The 21,157-nt window shown below is 58.8% G+C and carries 21 protein-coding genes; 10 read left to right on the top strand and 11 right to left on the bottom strand.

The features are described 5' to 3' along the window. Window positions 1–26: 26 nt before the first annotated feature. From radA to NVV72_16905, 5 genes are all read left to right on the top strand, one after another. Window positions 27–1,397 carry a DNA repair protein RadA gene (gene radA, locus NVV72_16925; protein MCR6660929.1) on the top strand — a complete coding sequence of 457 codons (1,371 nt, stop codon included), beginning with the start codon at window positions 27–29 and terminating at the stop codon, window positions 1,395–1,397. 139 nt (window positions 1,398–1,536) lie between these two features. Continuing rightward, window positions 1,537–2,037 (top strand): CvpA family protein, encoded by a 501-nt coding sequence (locus tag NVV72_16920; protein MCR6660928.1) that lies wholly within the window; start codon window positions 1,537–1,539, stop codon window positions 2,035–2,037. A 56-nt stretch (window positions 2,038–2,093) separates the two neighbouring features. Beyond that, on the top strand, window positions 2,094–3,602 hold the full coding sequence (purF, locus tag NVV72_16915) for an amidophosphoribosyltransferase (protein ID MCR6660927.1): 1,509 nt from the start codon (window positions 2,094–2,096) through the stop codon (window positions 3,600–3,602). 15 nt (window positions 3,603–3,617) lie between these two features. After that, a complete protein-coding gene (locus NVV72_16910) occupies window positions 3,618–4,358 on the top strand; it encodes an SDR family NAD(P)-dependent oxidoreductase (GenBank protein MCR6660926.1) in 741 nt (246 codons plus the stop codon). Between the two features lie 81 nt (window positions 4,359–4,439). Beyond that, on the top strand, window positions 4,440–5,774 hold the full coding sequence (locus NVV72_16905; GenBank protein ID MCR6660925.1) for an aminotransferase class III-fold pyridoxal phosphate-dependent enzyme: 1,335 nt from the start codon (window positions 4,440–4,442) through the stop codon (window positions 5,772–5,774). 35 nt (window positions 5,775–5,809) lie between these two features. On the opposite strand, the gene der is transcribed toward NVV72_16905, so the two are convergent. From der to NVV72_16865, 8 genes are all read right to left on the bottom strand, one after another. Further along, window positions 5,810–7,420 (bottom strand): ribosome biogenesis GTPase Der, encoded by a 1,611-nt coding sequence (gene der, locus NVV72_16900; protein ID MCR6660924.1) that lies wholly within the window; start codon window positions 7,418–7,420, stop codon window positions 5,810–5,812. A 61-nt stretch (window positions 7,421–7,481) separates the two neighbouring features. Next, on the bottom strand, window positions 7,482–8,717 hold the full coding sequence (locus NVV72_16895) for an ABC transporter permease (protein ID MCR6660923.1): 1,236 nt from the start codon (window positions 8,715–8,717) through the stop codon (window positions 7,482–7,484). A 9-nt stretch (window positions 8,718–8,726) separates the two neighbouring features. Then, window positions 8,727–10,133, bottom strand: a complete 1,407-nt coding sequence (locus tag NVV72_16890) for a PQQ-like beta-propeller repeat protein (GenBank protein MCR6660922.1) — start codon at window positions 10,131–10,133, stop codon at window positions 8,727–8,729. 71 nt (window positions 10,134–10,204) lie between these two features. Then, entirely contained in the window at window positions 10,205–10,948 is a 744-nt protein-coding gene (locus tag NVV72_16885) for a tetratricopeptide repeat protein (protein ID MCR6660921.1), read from the bottom strand. Window positions 10,949–11,092: 144 nt separating this feature from the next. Next, window positions 11,093–11,917: a 3-methyl-2-oxobutanoate hydroxymethyltransferase gene (gene panB, locus NVV72_16880; protein ID MCR6660920.1), complete on the bottom strand. Its 825-nt coding sequence runs from the start codon at window positions 11,915–11,917 to the stop codon at window positions 11,093–11,095. Window positions 11,918–11,964: 47 nt separating this feature from the next. Next, entirely contained in the window at window positions 11,965–12,402 is a 438-nt protein-coding gene (locus NVV72_16875; protein ID MCR6660919.1) for a hypothetical protein, read from the bottom strand. After that, window positions 12,399–12,977 carry a sigma-70 family RNA polymerase sigma factor gene (locus NVV72_16870; protein MCR6660918.1) on the bottom strand — a complete coding sequence of 193 codons (579 nt, stop codon included), beginning with the start codon at window positions 12,975–12,977 and terminating at the stop codon, window positions 12,399–12,401. Before NVV72_16870 ends, NVV72_16875 begins: the two co-directional genes overlap by 4 nt. A gap of 31 nt (window positions 12,978–13,008) precedes the next feature. After that, window positions 13,009–13,389, bottom strand: coding sequence for a DUF6249 domain-containing protein (locus tag NVV72_16865; GenBank protein ID MCR6660917.1), 381 nt, complete (start codon window positions 13,387–13,389; stop codon window positions 13,009–13,011). 252 nt (window positions 13,390–13,641) lie between these two features. Here NVV72_16865 and NVV72_16860 point away from each other — a divergent pair, with 252 nt between their 5' ends. The 3 genes from NVV72_16860 to NVV72_16850 are packed head-to-tail and all read left to right on the top strand — an operon-like array spanning window position 13,642 to window position 15,509. Continuing rightward, the gene (locus NVV72_16860) at window positions 13,642–14,274 is read left to right on the top strand and encodes a PadR family transcriptional regulator (GenBank protein MCR6660916.1); all 633 of its coding nucleotides are present in this window, start codon (window positions 13,642–13,644) and stop codon (window positions 14,272–14,274) included. Window position 14,275: 1 nt separating this feature from the next. Beyond that, window positions 14,276–15,064, top strand: a complete 789-nt coding sequence (locus NVV72_16855) for a siderophore-interacting protein (GenBank protein MCR6660915.1) — start codon at window positions 14,276–14,278, stop codon at window positions 15,062–15,064. Window positions 15,065–15,122: 58 nt separating this feature from the next. Then, window positions 15,123–15,509, top strand: coding sequence for a DUF2147 domain-containing protein (locus tag NVV72_16850; protein MCR6660914.1), 387 nt, complete (start codon window positions 15,123–15,125; stop codon window positions 15,507–15,509). Here NVV72_16850 and NVV72_16845 read toward each other — a convergent pair. Then, window positions 15,502–15,855, bottom strand: a complete 354-nt coding sequence (locus NVV72_16845) for an arsenate reductase (GenBank protein MCR6660913.1) — start codon at window positions 15,853–15,855, stop codon at window positions 15,502–15,504. The two genes, NVV72_16850 and NVV72_16845, sit on opposite strands and share 8 nt — an antisense overlap. Before the next feature lie 129 nt (window positions 15,856–15,984). Between NVV72_16845 and NVV72_16840 the strand changes: the two genes are divergently transcribed. Then, on the top strand, window positions 15,985–16,170 hold the full coding sequence (locus NVV72_16840; protein MCR6660912.1) for a DUF6496 domain-containing protein: 186 nt from the start codon (window positions 15,985–15,987) through the stop codon (window positions 16,168–16,170). A 163-nt stretch (window positions 16,171–16,333) separates the two neighbouring features. After that, on the top strand, window positions 16,334–19,579 hold the full coding sequence (locus NVV72_16835; protein MCR6660911.1) for an autotransporter outer membrane beta-barrel domain-containing protein: 3,246 nt from the start codon (window positions 16,334–16,336) through the stop codon (window positions 19,577–19,579). An 11-nt stretch (window positions 19,580–19,590) separates the two neighbouring features. Here NVV72_16835 and NVV72_16830 read toward each other — a convergent pair whose 3' ends face one another. Both NVV72_16830 and NVV72_16825 read right to left on the bottom strand, forming a co-directional pair. Continuing rightward, window positions 19,591–19,845, bottom strand: coding sequence for a hypothetical protein (locus NVV72_16830; protein MCR6660910.1), 255 nt, complete (start codon window positions 19,843–19,845; stop codon window positions 19,591–19,593). Between the two features lie 3 nt (window positions 19,846–19,848). After that, complete coding sequence (locus NVV72_16825; protein MCR6660909.1) at window positions 19,849–20,478, bottom strand: hypothetical protein; 630 nt, start codon at window positions 20,476–20,478, stop codon at window positions 19,849–19,851. Window positions 20,479–21,157: the final 679 nt, after the last annotated feature.

The following is a 21,157-nucleotide window of genomic DNA, read 5'->3' as shown; positions in this document are numbered from 1 at the left end:
AACAAATAACTTCATATGAGTGTGTCATGGCCCGCGATTCCGCTATCTATGTCTGTCAGTCCTGCGGCAATGTCCATAACAAGTGGGCCGGACAGTGCGGCGGCTGCGGCCAGTGGAACACTCTCGTTCAGGAGACTTATAGTGCGCCACCCGGCGGACTTAAACCGGAATCGCCTGGCAAAATCTCTCGTCTGAACAAGCTGCAATTCGAGACTCTTGAGAGCGAGGATGCAATTCCCGTTCGCATGGTGACGGGTATCGATGAATTTGATCGGGTATGTGGCGGCGGCGTGGTGCCGGGCTCAGCCATCCTGATCGCCGGTGACCCCGGCGTCGGCAAATCGACCCTGCTGCTACAGGTGGTCGCCAGTGCCGCACTAAAGAACCTGAAAGTCGCCTATATTTCCGGTGAAGAGGCCGTCGAGCAGATACGCGGCCGCGCTGGACGGATGGGGCTGGCCAAGGCGCCGGTCGATCTCGCCGCCGAAACCGCCCTGCGCACCATCTTGGAAGCCTTGAAACGCGAAAAGTTCGACCTCGTCATCATCGATTCCATCCAGACCCTGTGGTCTGACGCCGTCGAGGCGGCGCAAGGATCGGTGTCACAGGTACGCGCCTGCGCCGGTGAACTGGTGCGACTGGCCAAGAAACAATCCACCTCCATCATCATGGTCGGCCATGTCACCAAGGAAGGTCAGATCGCCGGCCCGCGTGTGGTCGAGCATATGGTCGATGCGGTCCTGTCATTTGAAGGAGAACGCGGCTATCCCTTCCGTATCCTGCGCGGCACCAAGAACCGATTTGGCGCCACCGACGAGATCGGCGTGTTTGAAATGGGCGATTCCGGCTTGCGCGAAGTGCCTAACCCTTCCGCCTTGTTCCTGGGCGACGGCCATGAACGCGCGTCCGGATCGGCGGTCTTCGCCGGCATCGAAGGCTCGCGCCCGGTGCTGGTCGAGGTTCAGGCCCTGGTGGCGCCTTCTGCCTATGGCACCCCGCGCCGAGCTGTGGTCGGCTGGGACTCAGGCCGTCTGGCCATGATCCTGGCCGTTCTGGAAGCGCGCTGCGGGATAGGTTTCGGCCAGAAGGACGTCTATCTCAATGTCGCCGGCGGCCTGCGCATTTCCGAACCCGCCGGCGATCTGTGCGCAGCGCTGGCCCTGGTATCCGCCCTGACCGACGTACCTTTGCCGCGCGATTGCGTAGTCTTTGGCGAGATCAGCCTTTCCGGCGACATCCGCTCGGTCTCCCGCGCCGAAGGCCGTCTGAAAGAGGCGCTTAAGCTCGGATTTTCCAGCGCTGTCACCGCTCAAACGGCCGCCGAAAACGCGCCCTTGCAGGTGCGCGGCTTCACCACCCTGGTCGATGCCGTCACCAGCCTGTTCCCACAGGGCTAGCACGCCTGCCAGTTAACCCTTGTTGTTAAGCCTGTGCGCAAATGGTATGACTACGCCCAGACGTCGTGGCCCGCTCAGTCCTCAATAAAAACGCTTCAGGACTGGAAAATGGCCGGCGCCATCACATATGGGGGATAACATGCAAGCCTACGATCTCATCTTTCTGGCCATTCTCGCCATATCATGCGTCGCAGGCTTTGTGCGTGGCGGCACCAAGGAACTGGTCAACCTGATTTCCTTCTTCCTGGCGCTGTTTGTCTCTGTTATCGCCAAGCCCTTTATCGCCAACAGTTTCCACCTCGACACCATCACCGGCTATATCGCCGCCTTTGTCATCTTCCTTTTGATCTATTTCGGCATCCGTTATCTGGGTCACGCCCTTTCGGAGAAGATCCAGAAACAAAAGGCTCTGAATACCTTCGACCGCGTTCTGGGCATCGGCATTGGAATCTTCCGTACACTGGTGGTTTTGGGCGTATTCCATTTGATTTTTTCCGCGGTGACGCCTATTGACCGGCAACCTCACTGGTTTCGCGCCGCCAAGGTTTACCCACTTAGCGTCAAATGCGCCAAGATCATCCAGGCCTTCATTCCGGCAAGTACGGGTGTGGCCAACAAGGTGGTCGAGGACAATCAGTAACCTGACCCTCCGGTCTCCCCGTGCGGACGGTCACTGCGTTTTAGAAAAGAGATTCCATGCTGTTGTCTCAGCCTGAACTGTCTGCTCTCACCGATCCCCAAGCCCACCAGCGTGACTCCGACGATGACCGCCCCCGCCTTGAATGCGGGGTATTTGGCGTCTTTGGCATAGATGACGCCAGCGCCATTACCGTCCTCGGTATGCACGCCCTCCAGCATCGCGGCGAGGAAGCGTGCGGCATCGCCTCCTGTGACGGCAAGCGCTTCTATACCGAACGCGAACATGGCCTGGTCGGCGATGTCTTTACCCAGCCCGAAGTGGTTGCCCGCCTGAAAGGCCGCTCGGCCATCGGCCATACCCGTTATTCAACCGCCGGCGGTGCATTCATCCGCAACGTCCAGCCGATGTTCGCCGATCTGGATGACGGCGGCATCGCCCTCGCCCATAATGGCAACCTCACCAATTTCATGCACCTGCGCACCAAACTGGTCAGCGAAGGGTCCATCTTCCAGTCGACCTCCGATTCGGAGGTCATTTTGCATCTGATTGCCCGTTCGCGTTCGATCAAGATCATCGATCGCTTCATGGACGCTCTGCGTCATATCGAAGGCGGTTTCGCCCTGGTGGCCCTGACGCGCAATATGATGATCGGCGCTCGTGATCCGCTCGGCATCCGGCCGCTGGTTATCGGCAAGCTGGGCGAGTCCTATGTTTTTGCCTCGGAGACCTGTGCGCTTGATATGATCGGCGCCACCTTCGTGCGCGATGTTGAGCATGGCGAAGTGGTCCAGATCGACGAAACCGGCCTGACCTCCTTCAAACCCTTCGGTCAGAAGTCCGCCCGTCCGTGTCTGTTCGAATATATCTATTTCGCCCGCCCGGACAGCATCGTAAATGGCAAGTCCATCTATGACGTGCGCAAGCGCATGGGCCGCCAACTGGCAATAGAGCATCCGGCCGATGCCGATATCGTCGTGCCCGTGCCGGATTCCGGTGTGCCGGCTGCGCTTGGCTTCGCCGAACAATCCGGCCTGCCGTTCGAACTGGGTATTATCCGCAATCACTATGTCGGTCGTACCTTTATCCAGCCGACCCAGGGCATCCGCGATCTGGGCGTCCGCAAGAAGCACGCCCCCAACCGCATCGTGCTCGAAGGCAAGAAGGTCATCCTGATCGATGACTCGATCGTGCGCGGCACCACTTCGGTCAAGATCGTCCGCATGGTCCGCGCCGCCGGCGCCAAGGAAGTTCACCTGCGCTCGGCCTCGCCGCCGATCATGTGGCCGGACTTCTACGGCATCGATATGCCGGACCGCGAGAAACTGCTGGCCGCTAACCACACCCTGGAAGAGATGCGCCAGAGGCTGGAATGCGATTCCTTAGGCTTCCTCTCTGTCGACGGTCTCTACAAGGCGATGGGACATAGCGGCCGCGACAATGCCAATCCGCAGTTCACCGACCACTATTTCACCGGTGAATACCCTACGCGACTGACCGATCGTGAGGTTGAGGCCGAGGGTGAAAACGCCGGTGCCCAGCTTTCGCTGCTCGCCAACAGCTACTAGAATACAGGACTTCAGATGACCGCACAGATCGGCCGTATCGCCCTTGTCACCGGCGCTTCAAGGGGGATTGGCCGTGCCTGCGCCCTGGCCCTTGCCAAGGCCGGTGCTCAGGTCATCGCCTGCGGACGTTCAAAGGCGGCGCTGGAAGAGCTGGATGACGAAGTCTTCGCTGCCACCGGCCAGCACGCCACCCTTATTCCGTTCGATATCACCGACAGCGATGCCTTTGATCGCCTGAGTTTCGTTTTGTTCGAACGCTTTGGCCGCATCGATGTTCTGGTCCATGCCGCCGCAATTTCGGGTACACTCAGTCCGGTCACGCACCACGAACCTAAGGATTTCGACAAGGTCGTCGCCGTTAATCTCGGCGCCACCTGGCGTTTGCTGCGCGCCCTGGAGCCGCTTTTGCGCCAGTCCAGCGCCGGCCGCGCCATTTTCCTGACCACCGGTGCCAGCGTGACTACAGGCCGAGCCTTCTGGGGCCCCTATGGCGCCACCAAGGCCGCCATGGAAACCCTGGTCCGCGCCTGGGCCGACGAAATCGAGATCACCCCTGTCCGCGCCGCCATTGTGTCGCCCGGCGCCATGCGCACCCGTATGCGTGCTGCCGCCTATCCGGGTGAAGATCCGGAAACCCTGCCGCTGCCAGCGGAAATCGCTCCGCTTATCCTAGAACTGGCCGATCCCGAAAGGGTGCCGCCGCTTGAAACGGTCAGTTTTCCTGACTGGAAACTCAAGGCCGCGCAATACGCCTGAGCGCCGTCATTTTGATTTAATTGGCGATCATTTTGCATAAATTAACTTCCATTTTGCCAAAAATCGGTTCAGAATGGCAAAATGAACACTCATACGCCCCCCGCCTATCCCAAAGCGCAAAGCGCTTCCATGCTCGAGGAACTCGGCAAGTATGTCATTGCCGAGCCTTACCCCTTCGTGGTCGATCTTGCCCATAGTCAGGGTATGACTCTGGCTACAGTGGATGGCGATCGTATCACTGACTGGTGCGGCCTCTATGGCTCTAAGCTTCTGGGCTATAATCACCCGCGCCTGTTCGAGCCTGACTATGTCCGCGAACTGGTTCTGGCCGCCAATAACAAAATGGCAAATCCGGATTTCCTGACCCCGCAATGCCTAGCCTATTACCGCCTGCTCCATCGCCTGGCGCCCATCTGTATGCGCGACCAGCATGTCGAGGTCTATGCCGTCAATTCGGGGGCCGAGGCCGTCGAAAACATGATGAAATATCTCATCAACCTGCACAATCATAAACAGCAGGCCAAGGGCAGGACGGTCCTCAACCATCGCTTCATCTATTTCGAGCAAGCCTTTCATGGGCGTACGGTTTTTGCCCTTAACATTACCAATCTGACTCACGATCCGGTGGCGACCAGGGATTTTCGCGGCATCATTCACGGCAATCTTCAGGTACCGTTTCCGGAATATGACGCCCGCCGGTCGAATGCCGAAAATGAGCTGGAAGTCGATCGCTGCCTGAGCCTGATCGAAGCCTTCATGCGTGATCATCCGGATGAAATCGCCGGTGTTATCCTGGAGCCACTGCAAGGTGCCGGCGGCCATCGCCTGGCCCTACCGCGCTTCTATCAGGGCCTGTCCAGGCTCTGTCACGACTATGATATCGGCTGGGGACTGGATGAAGTACAGACCTCAGGCGGCCAGACCGGCGCTATCTTTTCCATCGATCTGTTCGACGTTCCCTATCCGCCGCAGGCCATTGCGGTCGCCAAGAAGTTCGGTAATGGCGCCGTCTACATGCTGAACCCGATGGAAGATGTCGGTGTGCTCGATTCCACCTGGGGCGGAACGCTCGCGGACATGGTGCGTTTTGTGCAGGAATGGCGGATCGTCGAGGACGAAGGGCTGCTGGACCAGGTGACGGCCAAGGGCAGCTGCCTGTTCGACCGCCTCAATCAACTGGTGGATCGTTTCCCCGACCTGATCAGCAATGTGCGGGGACTTGGCCTCTATCAGGGCTTTACGGTCAATGACCGGCGCAACAAGGGCCGTCTGGTCGATCTGGCGCTGGAAACGGAAAACCTGCTGCTGCTTGGTGCTGGCACCGACAGCATTCGCTTCCGTCCGCCGCTCGATGTCACCATAGATGATATCGATGCCATGCTGACCAAACTGGCACGCGTTCTGGAGAAGCTCTGAATAAAAAACGCCCCGGCTATCCGGGGCGCTTTTTTTTATTGCTTTGGCCTGACCTTGGAACGGCCGCCCGGTCCTGCCGCGCCAGGCTTGGTGCTCGGGCCCATGGCCTTAGCCTTTACCGCCTTGGCCTTGCTGACCTCGGTCCGGTCCTTGACCACAACCTTGGGCTTGGGCGGCGGCGCCCCTTTCGGCTTCTGGCGGACGCGGTTCGGGTGCGCCGGCTTTTCTCCCGGTTTGGACTTCGGTTTGGAGCGAACGCGCGGCGGGCCTGAGGTTTCGGACGCAGCCCCTTCGTCATAGGGATTGGTGGTCGAATTGGCCTTGACTGTCAGACGGATCGGCACACCCGGCATATCAAAAGATCTGCGCAAACTATTGATAAGATAGCGCGTATAGTGATTCGGCATGGCGTAGGCGCGGGCCGCGAACAGCACAAATGTGGGCGGCCGCCCCTTGGTCTGGGCCATATATTTCGGCTTGATGCGCTTGCCGCTGACGGCGGGCGGCGGATGGCGCTGGATGGCCAGGGCCAGCCAGTCATTGAGATCGCGCGTCTTTATCTTGGCCGACCAGTTGCGATAGGTCTTGAGCACGGCCGGCATCAGGCGTTCCAGCCCCCGGCCAGTGGCGCCGGAAAGCGTCACCAAAGGCGCGCCACGCAGTTGCGGCAACATACGCTCGGATATTTCCACAATTTCATTCAGCCGTGACTGCGGATTTTCGACCAGATCCCACTTGGATACGGCATAGACCAGTGCGCGGCCTTCGCGCTCGACCAGATCGGCGATTTGCAGATCCTGCACCTCAAAGGCATTGGCCTCGTCCATCACCAGAACCACGACCTCGGCAAAGGTAATGGCCCGGATGGTATCGCTGGTGGACAGTTTTTCCAGCTTTTCCTGTACCCGCGCCTTGCGGCGCAGGCCGGCCGTATCAACCAGGCGAATGGTGCGACCTTCATATTCCCAGTCCACCGAGATGGAATCGCGGGTAATGCCGGCTTCGGGGCCAGTCAGCAGGCGATCCTCGCCCAGCAGCTTGTTGATCAGGGTCGATTTACCAGCATTCGGACGACCGATAATGGCGATGCGGATCGGCTTGGTGTCCTCATCTTCTGCCTCATCGTCGGCCTCCATGAAGTCGCCTTCAAACATCTGGCGGTACTTTTCAGTGGCTTCGTAGAGTTCGGACATGCCTTCGCCGTGTTCGGCCGAAAGGTGGATTGGCTCGCCGAAGCCAAGAACGCGCGCCTCCTCGGCGGTGGCCGCCGCCTGGTGCCCCTCGGCCTTGTTGGCGATCATGACGACCGGCTTGTCTTTCTTCCGCAGGATATCGGCGAAGATACGATCGAGCGGCGTCACGCCTTCGCGGGCATCGACCACGAAAAAGGCAACATCAGCCTCTTCGATGCCGCGTTCAGTCTGAATCCGCATCCGGGCTTCCAGAGAATGGTCGCTCAGGTCTTCAAAACCGGCGGTATCGATGAGTTCGAGGTCAATGTCACCGATGCGGCCGGTGGCGTAGCGGCGGTCACGGGTGACACCGGGCTGGTCATCCACAATGGCCAGCTTCTTGCCCGCGAGGCGGTTAAACAGGGTCGATTTGCCGACATTAGGCCGGCCGACAATGGCTATTTTTAAAGGCATGGCCGCCTTATAGCGAAAAACGCTCAAATAGCCACTTTAAAAGCATGACTACAAATGCGCGCTATTCGTAACGTAGCGCATCCACCGGTTCCAGGCGCGCAGCCGCCAAAGCCGGGATCAAAGTACAAAGACTGGTCGCCACGAAGGCGCCTAGGATAACTGCCAGGGTTTCACCGATATGCAAACTGGCCGGGAGATAGGCCATGCCGCCCATAGCAAAGCTGAAATGAAATAACGTCTCCAGGCCCCGTTGCAACGGATAGATAAAGGTAACGATGGTCGCACCTGCTACAAGCCCGGTAAGCGTACCGGCGCCGCCAACCAGGACACCCGCCAGCAAGAATATCCGCGTAACAGCTCCCTTGCCAGCGCCGATGGTGCGCAGAATTGCGATATCACGCGCCTTGTTTTTGACCAGCATCACAATGCCCGAGACGATATTCATAGCGGCGATGACGGTGACAAAAAACAGAATGGCCCGCATGGCAGCCGCTTCAAATTTCAGGGCACCCCAGACGACGCTGTCACGATGTTTCCAGTCTTCGATCCTGGCGGACTTACCTGCAGCCGCTTTCAAACGCGGCGCGAAACGCTCGATATGATAAGGACTGCGCACACGGATTTCGATCACATCCCATCTGTTGCCCTTCCCCAGCAAGTCCTGTGCTTCGGGCAACGGCATGTAGATATAGGTCTGGTCTATCTTGGCGACTTTAGAGCTGAAGACACCTGCTACGGTATACGGCCGGCGCACGGCCGCCAACGCATCGGACTGGCCGCCTGCCACCGTCAACACGATCTGGTCGCCAGCCCTAAGCCCAAGGCTGTCCGCCACACCCTCACCAATCAGAACGCTGTCATTCATATAATCATCCAGCGAACCGGCGATCAGGTCCCCGCCAATGCCAGCGCTTTTCAGGCTTTCGGCCTCGCCACCGCGGATAAAAACTGGCACACCAGTGAGCGAGCTTTCTGCGAGTGCCGATGACTCGACATAGGGTGCCGCATCCATAACACCCGGCACAGTTCTGATACGAGCAAGCAGTATATCACGCCCACTGTTATTGATCGCCGGTCCTGTGATATCAGCGTGACTGTTGAATACGAGGAAACGGCCCATGATTTCGCCCTGGAAACCATTCATCACCGACATGACCGCGATCAGCGCCGTAACAGCGAGGGCCACCCCGACATAGGACAGGATGGCGATAAGCGCTATGCCGCCATTCTTTCGTTTCGTTCGTAGATACCTGACCGCCAGATCAAACTCCCAGCCTTTGAAGAGAAAGCCGGGCATGAGGCGCACTTACTGAATGGCAACCAGCTTGGCGTCGTCGGTGACGACAAACAACTTGTCACCCACCGCGATGGGTGCGATGAAACCGGCGCCGCCAAGCTTGATCGTTTCCTGGCGATCGCCGGTCTTGGGATCGAAAGCCACCGCCTCGCCCAGGGAATTGACCATCACCAACCGGTCGGACGCCAGGACAGGCCCGGCCCACAGGGGAATCTTGCCGACCTTCTTCTCACGACCCATGCCGAAGAAACCCTTCTTGGTCTTCTGGAACCCAACATTCAGATCCTTGATCCAGTAGACCTGGCCGCTTTCCCGGCTGACACAGATCAGTTCACCCTGCAGGCTGACGAGGAAAACAACGTCACCGGCCACCCATGGCGAGTTGATGCTGTCGGTATCGACTTTCCACGCCGGATTTCCGGTCTTGGCATCCATGGCCTGGAATACGCCGGAATGGCTGGCGGCGAAGACGGTGCCATTATAGAGCACCGGACGGCCGGAAATATCACGGATTTCCGACAGGGCATTGGTGCGGCTCGATTGCGCCAGAACCTGCTGCCAGACCGGATCGCCCGTGGCGGCATTCAGCGCCACCAGTTCGCCGGAAGAGAAAGGCGCATAAACGATGTCGCCGGAAACAACGGGCGCTGACGATTTCAGCAGTCGCGCCGGCTCGGCAATGGCCTGATAGGTCCAGATCATTTCGCCAGTATTGCGGTCAAAGGCAAAAATCTGGTTGTCGACATCGCTGGCGAAGACATAGCTGGCATTGACGGTCGGCGCGGCATGAAGCTGCGTATCGACGACCTTTTTCCATATTTCCGCGCCGGTGGCGGCATCGAGCGCCTCGACAAACCGGAATCCGGAAGTGACGTACAGCTTGCCGTTATCGAGCGCCAGGCCGCCGCCGAAGGCCGTCTTGTCGCGCTTGTTGTGCGGATTGAGGTCGACGCTCCATACCTGGTTGCCGGTCGCCACATCATGGGCCGAAACCCGCGCTTCGCCATCCATGGTGTAGATCAACTGCCCGTCGGAAACCGGCTGGGCCAGAACCTCGCTCGGCCCCTTGCTGGGCGTGCCGATGGACTTGCTCCAGGCCACCTTGAAGTCCTTGGCGGCCGCGGCGTTCTGCACCGGGGTGTCAGGCCCGCTCGCCAGCGGCCAGTTGGCTACGGGCGCGGCCGGCGGCAGGTAATAACCGATGCCTTTCAGGCTCTTGGAGGGTTGCAGCTTCTGGTCGAAGGCCACGATGGAGATGCGCTGCCCCTGCGAAGCAACCGCCCCCTGATCACTGTTATGATCCTTGAACGGGTTCAGCTTGCGCGCCGTGGCGCAGCCGCTCAAGCCTATGGCCGCAATCGCCGCCAGAACCACCAGGCTGGCGCCGTTGCGCTTGACACCTTTGAAATCAACCATCGACAAGCTCATATGCGGGGTTTCCATAACAAGAATTCTGACTGAGACCGGCGGACGGCCTGATCCGTAGCTTATTGCGCCGGTGCCTGCGCCTCTTGCGGCACGGGCATTTGCGGCATGACCGGCATGGGCGCTTCCGGCAGCTTGATCATGGCCTGGGCCGTGCCGATGGCACCGGAATCGATGGCGGCGACAAAGGCCGCGGCGCGCTGCTTGACGCCATCCGGCGTACCGAGAGTCACTGAAAGGACCTGCAGATCGGTGCGGGCGCCCTTGATATCGCCGGATTGCAGCTTGGCCATGGCAAGCGCCTCCTTGGCCATGGCGGCAAAGGGACGCTTTTCCTTCATTAGCGCCTCAAGGCGCTTTTGCGTGTCGGCCAGGCTGCTGGTATCCATGGCCAGCAAGGCAGCCTTGAGCGCGGCAGCATCACTGATCAGGGCGCTGTTCGTCGCTTTTGCCGCCTGATCCAGATCGGCAATGGCTTCCGCCGTCTTGTTGTCTTCCAGCGCCAGGCCGGCCAGTTGCTGCAAAGCCAGGGCCTTGTAAGTGGCATTGCCGGCCTTTATGGTCGCTTCAAGCTGGGTTTTCGCCACGGCCTTATCGCCCTTGCCGAGCGATTCGACCGCCTGCCCATACGATTCGGCGGCTTTGGCGGCAATACCTGCCTGCCAGCTTTGGTAGCCCCAGACGCCCAGCGCAATCACCAGAGCCAGAGCCAGAACGCCAGCCACCCACGGCCAGGTTTTCTTGACGATGCCGATCCACTTGTCGGCGCGCAGGTTCTCTTCGGTTTCGTCAAAAATGTCGCTCACGGCGAATCCTTTATCAATCATATCACTGGGGGAATGCCCGTCAGGCGCTCCAATTCGGCGCGAACCTAACCTTTGGCACGGGTTAACGCAACCGTATACAGCGGCGCGGCCGTGAGCCTTCCCCCGAAAATCTCTTAACCCTACTTATTTAGTAAAATATGTCTCTTCTGGGGCGGGGAAGCTACGGTCCCTGACATCTTTCGCATAAGCTTCCACCGCCGCGCCGATCTGGTTACGCAAATCGGCATAATGGCGGACGAATTTCGGCGTCCAGTCGAACAGGCCCAGCATGTCGTCGGTCACCAGAACCTGGCCGTCGCAATCCGCCGAAGCGCCGATACCTATGGTCGGAATGCTGACGAGTTGTGTGATCTCCGCCGCCAGATCTGCCGCCACGCCTTCGACAACAATGGAAAACGCACCGGCGGCTTCGCTGTCCTGCGCTTCCTTAATGACCTTCTGGCGTTCGGCCTCGGTGCGGCCCTTGGCCTTGAAACCGCCGTCGACATTGACCGCCTGAGGTCGCAGGCCGACATGACCCATGACGGGAATACCGCGCTCAGTGAGGTAACGGATGGTGGTGGCGACGGTCGGGCCGCTTTCCAGCTTCACCGCTTGTGCGCCCGTTTCCTTCAGCAGGCGCACGGCATTCTCAAATGCCTGTTCGACGCCGGCTTCGTATGAGCCGAACGGCATATCGACGACGACGAACGCCATTTCAGCCCCGCGCATGACGGCCTGGCCATGCAGGATCATCATGTCCATGGTGACGCCGATGGTATTGGGCAGGCCGTGGATCACCATGCCGAGGCTATCCCCCACCAGCAGGATATCGCAATGCGGGTCCATGATCCGCGCCATCGGCGTCGTGTAGGCGGTCAGGACAACCAGCGGCGTCTTGCCCTTGCGCGCCTGGATTTCAGGAGCGGTCAGGCGCTTGGTACGGTTGGGGGCGGTTTGGCTGCTCAAGGGTAACTCTCTCGTTTAGCGCTTGAAACTACCCGGCATATCTAAAGCTAGATAGTCTCCTCTTGGGAGTAGGCGTAATACAGCGCTAAACACGCGAAACATAGGGAAAAACTGACCCAGAAGAAGATCGGGGTCTGCATGATGCCGAGATAATGCAGCGACGAGTAGAACAGATTGACCGCGTTCTTGCCGATAACGTCGAAAAATTCGACACCGGCGCGGAAGGTCTGGTCGGTTTCGACCCGCGCCATCCGGCTGCCGCTCAGGACTTTTTCGCCGAATGACCAGTTGGGCACGCGCACGAACTGCGCCAGGGCATAAAGTCCGCCCACAACACCGGCCAGGGCCACGAAGCCTTGCCGCAGCCACAGCTTCAGCCGCAGGCCGCGCATCACGCGCGCCTCGAAGGCCGCAGCATCGTTATAAAAGGGCGTCGCCGCGAACAGATCGCGGATATCGCCCTCATCCAGTTTCATATCGCTCATGTTCCGGTTTCCAGTACGGGAGCAGGTTTGGCGTTCAAAATGGTCTTCAACTGATCCATGGCGCGTTTGATATGACTTTTGACCGTGCCCAGCGGCAGCTTGAGTTCGTCAGCTATTTCCTGATGAGACAGGTCACCGCTGAAATTGAGCGTCACGCACAGGCGTTCCACAGGTTTGAGGCGATTTAAGGCCGCATCAAGATTATGGGCGCGAAATTCGCCTTCATTGGCGGCAGGCTCAGGCTCAAAAGCGCTCATATCGTCCGTCAGCAGGTATTTTTGATTCGCCCTTACCTTTTTCAGGTAGCGGCGTGAGGCAATCCGCTTAAGCCAGCCAACAAAGGCACCGTCAAAACGGAATTCCGACAAATGCTCGTAGGCACTCATGAAAGCCTCCTGCGCCATGTCATCGGCATCCGGCCCCTGTGCCCCCATCCGCCGGATATGGGTCCGCAGCAGACTACCGTGACGACGCACCAGTTCGGCGAATGCCGATTTGTCGCCGCCCAGGCACAGGCGCACGAGATCGACATCGGACTGCCGCGTCAGGTCAAGCTTATCGCCTGTCAGGCCCATATGAGGTGTTCTCCGGGTTGCCGCGAGAGGTTTATTGCTTGCGGCTGCCGATAATGCCGAGGATCAGCAAGGCGATGCCAATAAAGCCGGGGATGGCGGCAACGCCGGCAAGACCGCCGATCACATAATTATGTGTCACCGCATCCAGCGCTATCATTCCCAGCGCGATTGCGATGAGGATAAGACCGGCGCGCACATCATTGGCTGCGGTTCGCGGTTTCTTTTGAAGGCTTTTCAAGCTTTCGAGAAATTCCGGCGGCAAACTGTCGCTTTTCTCAATTGCCATCCGCAGGGTTTTTTGCTTTTCGGCATTGCTACGAAAGATAAACAGAAAAATGATGCCGACGATAAAAACCGGCATACCGAAAATCATGACAATGGCAAGAATGCCGCTTACGCCGTCCCAATCCATATGAATACTCCTTTGTATTGTGTCGGGCCGCACCTATGCCAGCCCCTTTGACTAATAAGAGGCGCGACACACATCTTTTGGATGCAGGGAGTCGCATTAAGTTTTCGTAATCAAATAATTTCACGCCCGCCCTTGCGTTCGATCATATTTAGATATATCTAATTAATATCGAAATGGACGCATTATCAATCTGATGTGTTTTTATTTTCGATATATCGCGTTACGAACTATATATAGCAAAGGAGACCTCACATGCGAGGCATGTTTTTTCACCGTCGCGGACAGGGCGCTTGCGCTGACCGTAATTTCAGCCATCGGGACGGCTTTGGCGGCCCCGGTCATCGCGGTTTTGGCGCCGGCTTCAGCGGCAGTCTTGGCGGTCGCGGCCGTGAAGGCTTTGAACGCGCTTTCGATCGGATGCGCGGCGGCAGGGATGGGCGTGGCTTTGGTCACGGCGGTTTGCGGCTGGTACTGCTCAAACTCATCAGCGAAAAGTCCAGCCACGGCTACGAACTGATCAAGGCCATCGAGGACCGCTTCAACGGCGCCTACAGCCCCTCCCCCGGCGTCATCTATCCAACCCTGAGCTGGCTGGAAGATGAAGGCTTCATTACCATTGCCCCCAATGAGGACGGCCGCAAGTCCGCCACCATTACCGAGGCCGGCATCACCCATCTGGCGGATAAGGCCGAGCAGGTCGATCAGCTATTCTCAATGATGGACGGCCAGCGCGGTGAACACGGCGACTATGCCCCGCTCTTCCGCGCCATGGCCAACCTGAAAGCCGCCCTGCGCACCCGCGGGATGCGCCCGATGAACAAGGCCGAGATCGAAGCGGTGGTCGACCTGATCGATGAAACCGCCAAGAAAATCGAAAGACTGTAACATGGATGCGCTGACCGACGGGCGTTCGGTTACCCGCGTCCGCTTTGAAACCCGCCGGCGTGAACTGACCGTCACACAGGTGAAAGCGATTACGCCTCACCTGCGGCGCGTCACGCTTGCCGGCGATTTCACCGGCTTTCAGAGCCTGGGTTTCGATGATCATATCAAGTTGTTTTTTCCCGATCCGGATACCGGCATTCTGATCCTTCCGGAGCCGGGGTTGCCGCCGGGTGACGGGCCTAAGCCAATCATGCGCGACTACACGCCGCGCCGGTTTGACGGCCAGACCCTGGATATCGAATTCGCCCTTCATGAGGCCGGCCCAGCCACAGCCTGGGCCATGAATGCAAATATTGGAGACATTCTGAATATCGGCGGGCCACGCGGATCAATGTTGATTTCACCCACCTTCGACCGTTACTTATTAATCGGCGACGACACCGCCCTGCCCGCCATCGCGCGGCGGCTGGAAGAACTGCCGGAGGGCACGAAGGTCTGCGTAGTGGCCGAAGTGGATGGCCTGGAAGACCGTCTGCATTTCGAGACGAAAGCCGATGCCAGCGTTCACTGGGTCTATCGCCAGGGCGGCCATGCTAACTGCCTGAACGAGGCGCTCAAGGCCATGCACCTGCCGCAAGGCATTGTTTATGCCTGGGTGGCGTGCGAAAGCACACTGGCCAAACTTATCCGTCAACAATTGATCGACGATCATGGCGTCAATCCGTCGTGGATCAAGGCATCCGGTTACTGGCGCAAGGGTGACGTCGGCACGCATGAAACGATCGGGTGATTTTTAACCAAAGCGAAGGCAACAGCGCCTATATTGTTGTCAAAGGTTGGGCTTGTTCATGCGCTTATCAATATCACTTCTGCTGGCTTTTTCGCTGGCCATTCCGGGTAAGGTTCTGGCGGCGGATCTGTCCGGTAACTGGCAGCGCGCAAACGGCCAGGCACAAATCGCTTTTGCGCCCTGCGCCGGCGGCCAGTCCGAGGGGGTTTGCGGCACGATCGCCTGGCTCAATCCAGCGGTCAAAACGAAAGCCCACATCGGCGACAAGGTGTTTTACGACCTGGTTTCCGATGGCGCCAATAGCTGGAAGGGCAAGGCTTACAGCCCCAAGGAAGGCAAGACCTACGCTGCAACACTTACCCTTCAGGGCACCACCCTTTACAGCCGTGAGTGCCTGTTCGGCGACCGCATCTGCCGGTCCGAAACCTGGACGCGCGTCAGATAAGCAGGGCCTTGAGTTCGGCGCTGTCCGGCTTCAATCCGGCAATCACCTGTCCGTCTTTCTCGAAAATCGGTCGCTTGATCATTGATGGCTGCGCCATCATCAGGGTTATGGCTTTTGTCTCGTCCAGCCCCTGCTTCGCTTCTTCGGCCAGGCCCTTGAATGTGCTGCTGGCGCGATTGAGCACCTTTTCCCAGCCCAGCTTTTCCGACCATGCCTTGAGACGCGCGGCATCGATCCCAGCCTTCTTGTAATCATGGAATTCATAGGTGACGCCATTGGCGGTCAGCCAGTTACGCGCCTTTTTCACCGTGTCGCAGTTCGGTATGCCGTAGAGAATCAGAGTCATGCCCGCCTGAATGCCTGTTTTTGGCTGCCTCGCCAATGACTATTTTGCCACCCTCCCCTATGCCCGCATGGCATTTTTACCGGCCGGGCTGTCTAATGCGCACAGGTGGGCTTTCAAAGGAGCATAGTCATGCCGAAGGAAACATCCGGCCAGAAAAAGAAGGTCGAAAAGGTCATGCACGAATTCAAGGCAGGTGAACTGAAAAGCGGCAGCGGCAAAAAGGTCACCAGCCGCAAGCAGGCGACCGCCATAGCCATGCACGAAGCGCACATTCCGAAAAAAGACAGCAAGCCGCACAGCCATACGCATCATTGAGCCTTCACATATTCACGAAACGGCGCCCTGCGGGGCGTCTTTTCATTTCAATCCTGTTGCGGAGTGTCAGGGCTGCATCAAAGCGGACTTAATAGAGCCCTTCTGATTTTTCATTTTCACGCCAGCCCATCGGCGCACGAATGAGAATTGGAGCCCTGACAAGATGCGTAAACATACCCTCCTGACCGCCACAGCCCTCGGACTGGTTCTCGGCAGCGGAGGACTTGGCACGCGGGCACTTGCCGAAACATCGATTTCGACCGCGACCACCTCGCCCGTACTGACCAGCACAGCCGGCGATCTCACGGTTACGTCCGACGGCTCCATTACCCTGACCAGCGGCACGGCCATAACGGTAGACAGTGACAACACACTCGATTTCGAAGGCAGCATCGCCATGTCCGGCTCTGAGTCTGGCTCGACCGGCATTCTGATCACCGATTTCCCCGATCGCACCAAGGGTCTGGTCCTGACCGGCGATATCACGGTCACAGACGATTACACGGCCTCGGATACCACCAGCCTCGACGGGACCGAAGACGGCTACATTGATGCGCCCTGGGCCGAAGGCACCGGCCGCTACGGCATCCATTCTACAGGATCGTCACCTTTTGTCGGCGACGTTTATATCACAAGCGATTCCGCCATCGATGTCGAAGGGAACTCATCCTATGGCATCCGCTTCGAGAACCAGGTCAAGGGCGCCTTTACCTATGATGGCGCCATGACGCTGATCGGCGATAACTCCACAGGCATTTCCCTCGAAAAAGGCGTTACCGGCAATGTCTACCTGTCGGGTTCGGTCAGCACGCTCGGTGAAAACGCCTCGGCGATCACGCTCACCGGCGATATTGGCGGCAACCTGATCATCGATGGTTCCTACAGCGGCACAGCCTACAGTTCGACCGCGGCGCTCACTCAGGCCCTTTATGAAAACCTGATCCCGGCCAACAACCTGCTTCAGGATGGGCCGCTGGTCAGCATCGCCGGCAATGTCGCCAACGGCGTCCTGCTTGGCGCTTCCGTGACCAGCACGGATGATGACAATACCGACGAGGATGGCGACGGCCTTGTTGACACCTCGCAATCCACGGCCAGCCTGACGCAATACGGCTCAGCACCGGCTCTGGTGATCGGCTCGTCGACAGAAAATATCACACTTGGCGGCCTGACCTACACCTCGACGGCCATTGATCCGCCCTCCGTCAATTACGGTCTGCTCAATCGCGGGGCCATCGGTGCCTATGGCGTCCATCCCGGCGTCGACGCCACCGCCCTGCAAATCGGTGGTACGGACTATGCAACAACCATCGACAATGGCATCGGCAGCACCGGCAGCATCACCGCGTCATCCTACGGCGGGGACGGCACCGCCATTTCATTGCTCAGCGGTGCCATAACACCCCGGCTTGATATCGACGGTACGGTAAGCGCCACGACGACACGATACCTGACCTCCGCCGAAGATGCCGACGGCAATACGGTCTATACCGTCTCCAATGTCGGTAAGGCAACAGCCGTCAGCATCGCTTCCGGCGCTTCCCTCCCCACGATCAATGTTGGCGCCAGTTCCGGCATCTATGCGTCGTCTTCCGGCTCAACAGGCAGCGCCACCGCCATTTCCGACGTGTCGGGCACACTGACGACCATAACCAACAGCGGCACGATCAGTGCCATTATCACCGCCTCCGACGATGATGGCGACGGCACGACGGACACCATCACCGGCAAGGCTACCGCCATCGACGTCAGCGCTAATACGGGCGGCGTCACCATTACCCAGGTCGATAACAACGCGACCGACAGCGACGATGATGAAGCCATCGCCGCCCCTTATATTTACGGCAGTATCCTGTTCGGCTCCGGCAATGACAGCCTGTCATCCTCCGGCGGTTACATCTACGGCAATGTGGACTACGGCACGGGCACCGGCAGCTTCAGCCTGACCAATGATGCGGTCTACCTTGGCAAGCTGACCTCGTCCGGCGACATCGCCATGGATATCGACAGCGGCGCCAGCGCCGGCCTGTTGGCCGGCAGTTCGGTCCGGATGAGCAGCCTGCATGTCGGTTCGGACAGCAGTCTGGCCCTGACGCTCGCCGTCTACAGCCCCACCGTACCGATTCTGTCCGGCTCCGGCTCGGTGACCTTCGATGACGGCGCCAAGCTATACCTGACCCTTGATAAGATCCTGACCACGCCGACCAGCTTCAATATCCTCACCGGCTCCAGCATCAGCCTGGGCGATATGACGACCTCAACGCTGGATGGTTATATTCCTTACCTCTACCATTCGGACCTGACGCTTAACGATACGGATACTGTGCTTTCCGCCAATTTCCGCCTGAAGACCCAAGGCGAAGCCGGCTACTCGTCCAATCAGTATGCCGCGTTGATGCCGGTTCTAGCCGTTGTAGCCCAAGATTCGGGCGCCAAATCATCCCTGCTGGCGGCCACGGACAAGGACGCCTTCGATCAGGTCTACAACCAGTACCTGCCCGACTACTCCGGTGAAAATCTGATTTCCCTGTCCGTCGGATCGGCCTCGTTGAACCGCTCCTTAAGCAACCTGACCCTCATCCCGGATAATAACGGCGGGCAGTACTGGCTCCAGGAATACGGCTACGGCATCAACCGCGCCTACAGCGATACCGCCGGCTTCAAATCGACGGGTTTCAGCTTCGCCGGCGGCCGCGAAAGGCAGATCTATGGCAACCAGATGGTCGGCACCTATCTGTCCCTGACCTCCGCTTCGCCGCGTGATACATTCGCCCTGGCGGCTGAAGGCATGTCCAATTCCGATATCACAATCGGCGCTTACTGGCGCCTCAATACCAGCAGCCTGAAGACCTGGCTGCACGCCGGCGCCGGCTACGATACCTTCAAAAGTACGCGCAACATCCTGACCACGACGGTCGATCATGTGGCGACGGCCAAGTGGGATGGTTACTCTGTCAGCGGGGGCGCGGGCGCCTCATACGATTTCCGGCTTGGCAAATGGGTGGTTACGCCTGAAATTCTGACCGACTATTACCAGCTTCATGAAAACGACCATACGGAAAGCGGGGGCGGCGATTTTTTCGATCTTACTGTGGGGGCGCGTGACGGACACCTGCTGACCTCGACCGCCCTGCTGAACCTCAGCTACAGGACTTCATTCCTTAAGCCGGAACTCTGGGTCGGTTACAAGCAAAATGTCTCCGCCACCCTGCCGGACACGGTAGCGAACTTCACTGGCGGCGACAGCTTCACCCTGGTCGGCGGCAATATCGAAGGCGGCGGCCCCGTGGCCGGTTTCCGGTTGTCGGCCGACAATCCCTACAGTTACTTCTCGATAGAAGCTGAATACCAGGAGCTGCCGGAATATACCAACACCTCGGTATCCCTGCGCACGCGCTTCCAGTTCTAGAACGGCCCGGTCTACATGGTGCCCGCGGTCATGATCATCCATCCGACGACGAATATGGAAAAACCGATGATGATGATCGCACTCCAGGGAAAACTATCCCGATGAGATGCGCCTGAGCCGGGGTCCGGCGGCAATATTGCTGACATGACAGCCCTCCTGATTTTGAACAGCCGAGAGAGCATGGCTGCATTCGGATAAAATGCCGGTGCGGCAATGATCAGGCGGCATAAAAAAATGATGCGGCGCGCCCGTTCCCAGCTATGCATTCGTTATCCCTGGGCCGCCACCAGTGCCGCCAGTTGGATGGCGGACAGGCTGCCAATCTGGGCCGGCGTCAGATAGCTGATCTGCTGCGGAGTCAGGGCTTCGATCTGATAGGTATTCAACCCGGTCAGGAAGGTCGTCCCCAAAACCGACATCGTCGTTGTCGTCAGGCCGCTGATCTGGATGCCGGATATCGCCGCCATTTCCCCCGGTGACAGGTAATCAAGCTGCGTCACCGTCAGGGCGCCGAACTGGCCGGATGACAAGGTCTTGAATTGCGTCACCGTCAGGGCGGCGATTTCGTTCGTGGTCAGGTTGGAAAGCTGCGTCGCTGACAGGCTGCCCACCTGCGTCGTCGTCAGAGCCGCGATCTGCGCCGTCGTCATGGCGCGAAGCTGCATTCGCACCAGACCGGCCAGTTGCGTGGTGGTCAGCGAGGCGATTTCAGTGGTGCCAAGGGCGGAAATATCCGCGTCCGAAAGCGAGCCGATTTGTGTAGCGGTCAAACCGGCCAGTTGCGTCAGGGTCAAGGCCTCGATCTGGGTTTCGGTCAGGCCGCTGATGGCGTCGGTCGAGAGGGCGCTGATCTGGGTGGAATTGAAGGCGGCCAGTTGATCGAGCGACAGCGAAGCCATTTCCGTCGCTGTCATGCCGCTGATGCCTGTGTTGGAAAGGGACGCGATTTGGGTTGTCGTGATCGAATCGATATGGGCTTCGAGCAGGGTCGCCACGCCCGTGCCGGACAGGGAACCGAATTGCACCATCGTCAATTGCGAAATTTGCGTCTGGGTCAGGGCGTTGATGACGGTCGTGGTCAGAGCGCCCATCTGCGTCTGGGTCAGGCCGGATATCTGGGCGGTTGTCAGCGCGGCCGTCTGGCCTGACGTCAGTCCGGACAGGCCACCCGTGGAAAGGCCGCTGATCTGCACGGAGCTCAAGGCCGCCAGTTGCGTTGTCGACAGGGCGTTGACCCCGGTCGAAACCAAACCGGTCAGTTGTGCCGTCGTCAGACTGGCCAGTTGGTTGGTGCTGAAAGCCGAGATATCGGTGGTCGATAGCGCCCCCATCTGATCGGCCGTCAGACCCTTGAGCTGGGTCGTGGTCAGGGCGCCGATCTGAGCCGCTGTCAGACCGCTTATATAGGTGGTGGATAGGCCCGATAGCTGGCTGGCACTCAGTCCCTTGAGTTGCGTGGTCGAAAGCGCCGCTACCAGTTCGGCTGTCAGACCAGCCATGCCTGCGGGTGACAGACCGGAAAGCTGTGTCGATGTCAATGACGCCAGTTGCGTGGTTGTAATCGCAGCGGCTTCGGTC

The organism is Asticcacaulis sp., assembly GCA_024707255.1.
Lineage (GTDB): Bacteria > Pseudomonadota > Alphaproteobacteria > Caulobacterales > Caulobacteraceae > Asticcacaulis.
This window is presented reverse-complemented; position numbering and strand designations above follow the sequence as displayed.

What these genes read in the sequence shown, in the direction of transcription:
- NVV72_16860 (MCR6660916.1), top strand. Translation starts at nt 13,642, where the DNA reads ATGCGAGGCATGTTTTTTCACCGTCGCGGACAGGGCGCTTGCGCTGAC.
- NVV72_16895 (MCR6660923.1), bottom strand. Translation starts at nt 8,717, where the DNA reads ATGCCCGGCTTTCTCTTCAAAGGCTGGGAGTTTGATCTGGCGGTCAGG.
- NVV72_16865 (MCR6660917.1), bottom strand. Translation starts at nt 13,389, where the DNA reads ATGGATTGGGACGGCGTAAGCGGCATTCTTGCCATTGTCATGATTTTC.
- purF (MCR6660927.1), top strand. Translation starts at nt 2,094, where the DNA reads ATGCTGTTGTCTCAGCCTGAACTGTCTGCTCTCACCGATCCCCAAGCC.
- NVV72_16870 (MCR6660918.1), bottom strand. Translation starts at nt 12,977, where the DNA reads ATGGGCCTGACAGGCGATAAGCTTGACCTGACGCGGCAGTCCGATGTC.
- NVV72_16905 (MCR6660925.1), top strand. Translation starts at nt 4,440, where the DNA reads ATGAACACTCATACGCCCCCCGCCTATCCCAAAGCGCAAAGCGCTTCC.
- NVV72_16850 (MCR6660914.1), top strand. Translation starts at nt 15,123, where the DNA reads ATGCGCTTATCAATATCACTTCTGCTGGCTTTTTCGCTGGCCATTCCG.
- NVV72_16875 (MCR6660919.1), bottom strand. Translation starts at nt 12,402, where the DNA reads ATGAGCGATATGAAACTGGATGAGGGCGATATCCGCGATCTGTTCGCG.
- radA (MCR6660929.1), top strand. Translation starts at nt 27, where the DNA reads ATGGCCCGCGATTCCGCTATCTATGTCTGTCAGTCCTGCGGCAATGTC.
- der (MCR6660924.1), bottom strand. Translation starts at nt 7,420, where the DNA reads ATGCCTTTAAAAATAGCCATTGTCGGCCGGCCTAATGTCGGCAAATCG.
- NVV72_16825 (MCR6660909.1), bottom strand. Translation starts at nt 20,478, where the DNA reads ATGGCTTCGCTGTCGCTCGATCAACTGGCCGCCTTCAATTCCACCCAG.
- NVV72_16890 (MCR6660922.1), bottom strand. Translation starts at nt 10,133, where the DNA reads ATGGTTGATTTCAAAGGTGTCAAGCGCAACGGCGCCAGCCTGGTGGTT.
- NVV72_16835 (MCR6660911.1), top strand. Translation starts at nt 16,334, where the DNA reads ATGCGTAAACATACCCTCCTGACCGCCACAGCCCTCGGACTGGTTCTC.
- NVV72_16920 (MCR6660928.1), top strand. Translation starts at nt 1,537, where the DNA reads ATGCAAGCCTACGATCTCATCTTTCTGGCCATTCTCGCCATATCATGC.
- NVV72_16830 (MCR6660910.1), bottom strand. Translation starts at nt 19,845, where the DNA reads ATGCATAGCTGGGAACGGGCGCGCCGCATCATTTTTTTATGCCGCCTG.
- NVV72_16840 (MCR6660912.1), top strand. Translation starts at nt 15,985, where the DNA reads ATGCCGAAGGAAACATCCGGCCAGAAAAAGAAGGTCGAAAAGGTCATG.
- NVV72_16910 (MCR6660926.1), top strand. Translation starts at nt 3,618, where the DNA reads ATGACCGCACAGATCGGCCGTATCGCCCTTGTCACCGGCGCTTCAAGG.
- NVV72_16855 (MCR6660915.1), top strand. Translation starts at nt 14,276, where the DNA reads ATGGATGCGCTGACCGACGGGCGTTCGGTTACCCGCGTCCGCTTTGAA.
- NVV72_16845 (MCR6660913.1), bottom strand. Translation starts at nt 15,855, where the DNA reads ATGACTCTGATTCTCTACGGCATACCGAACTGCGACACGGTGAAAAAG.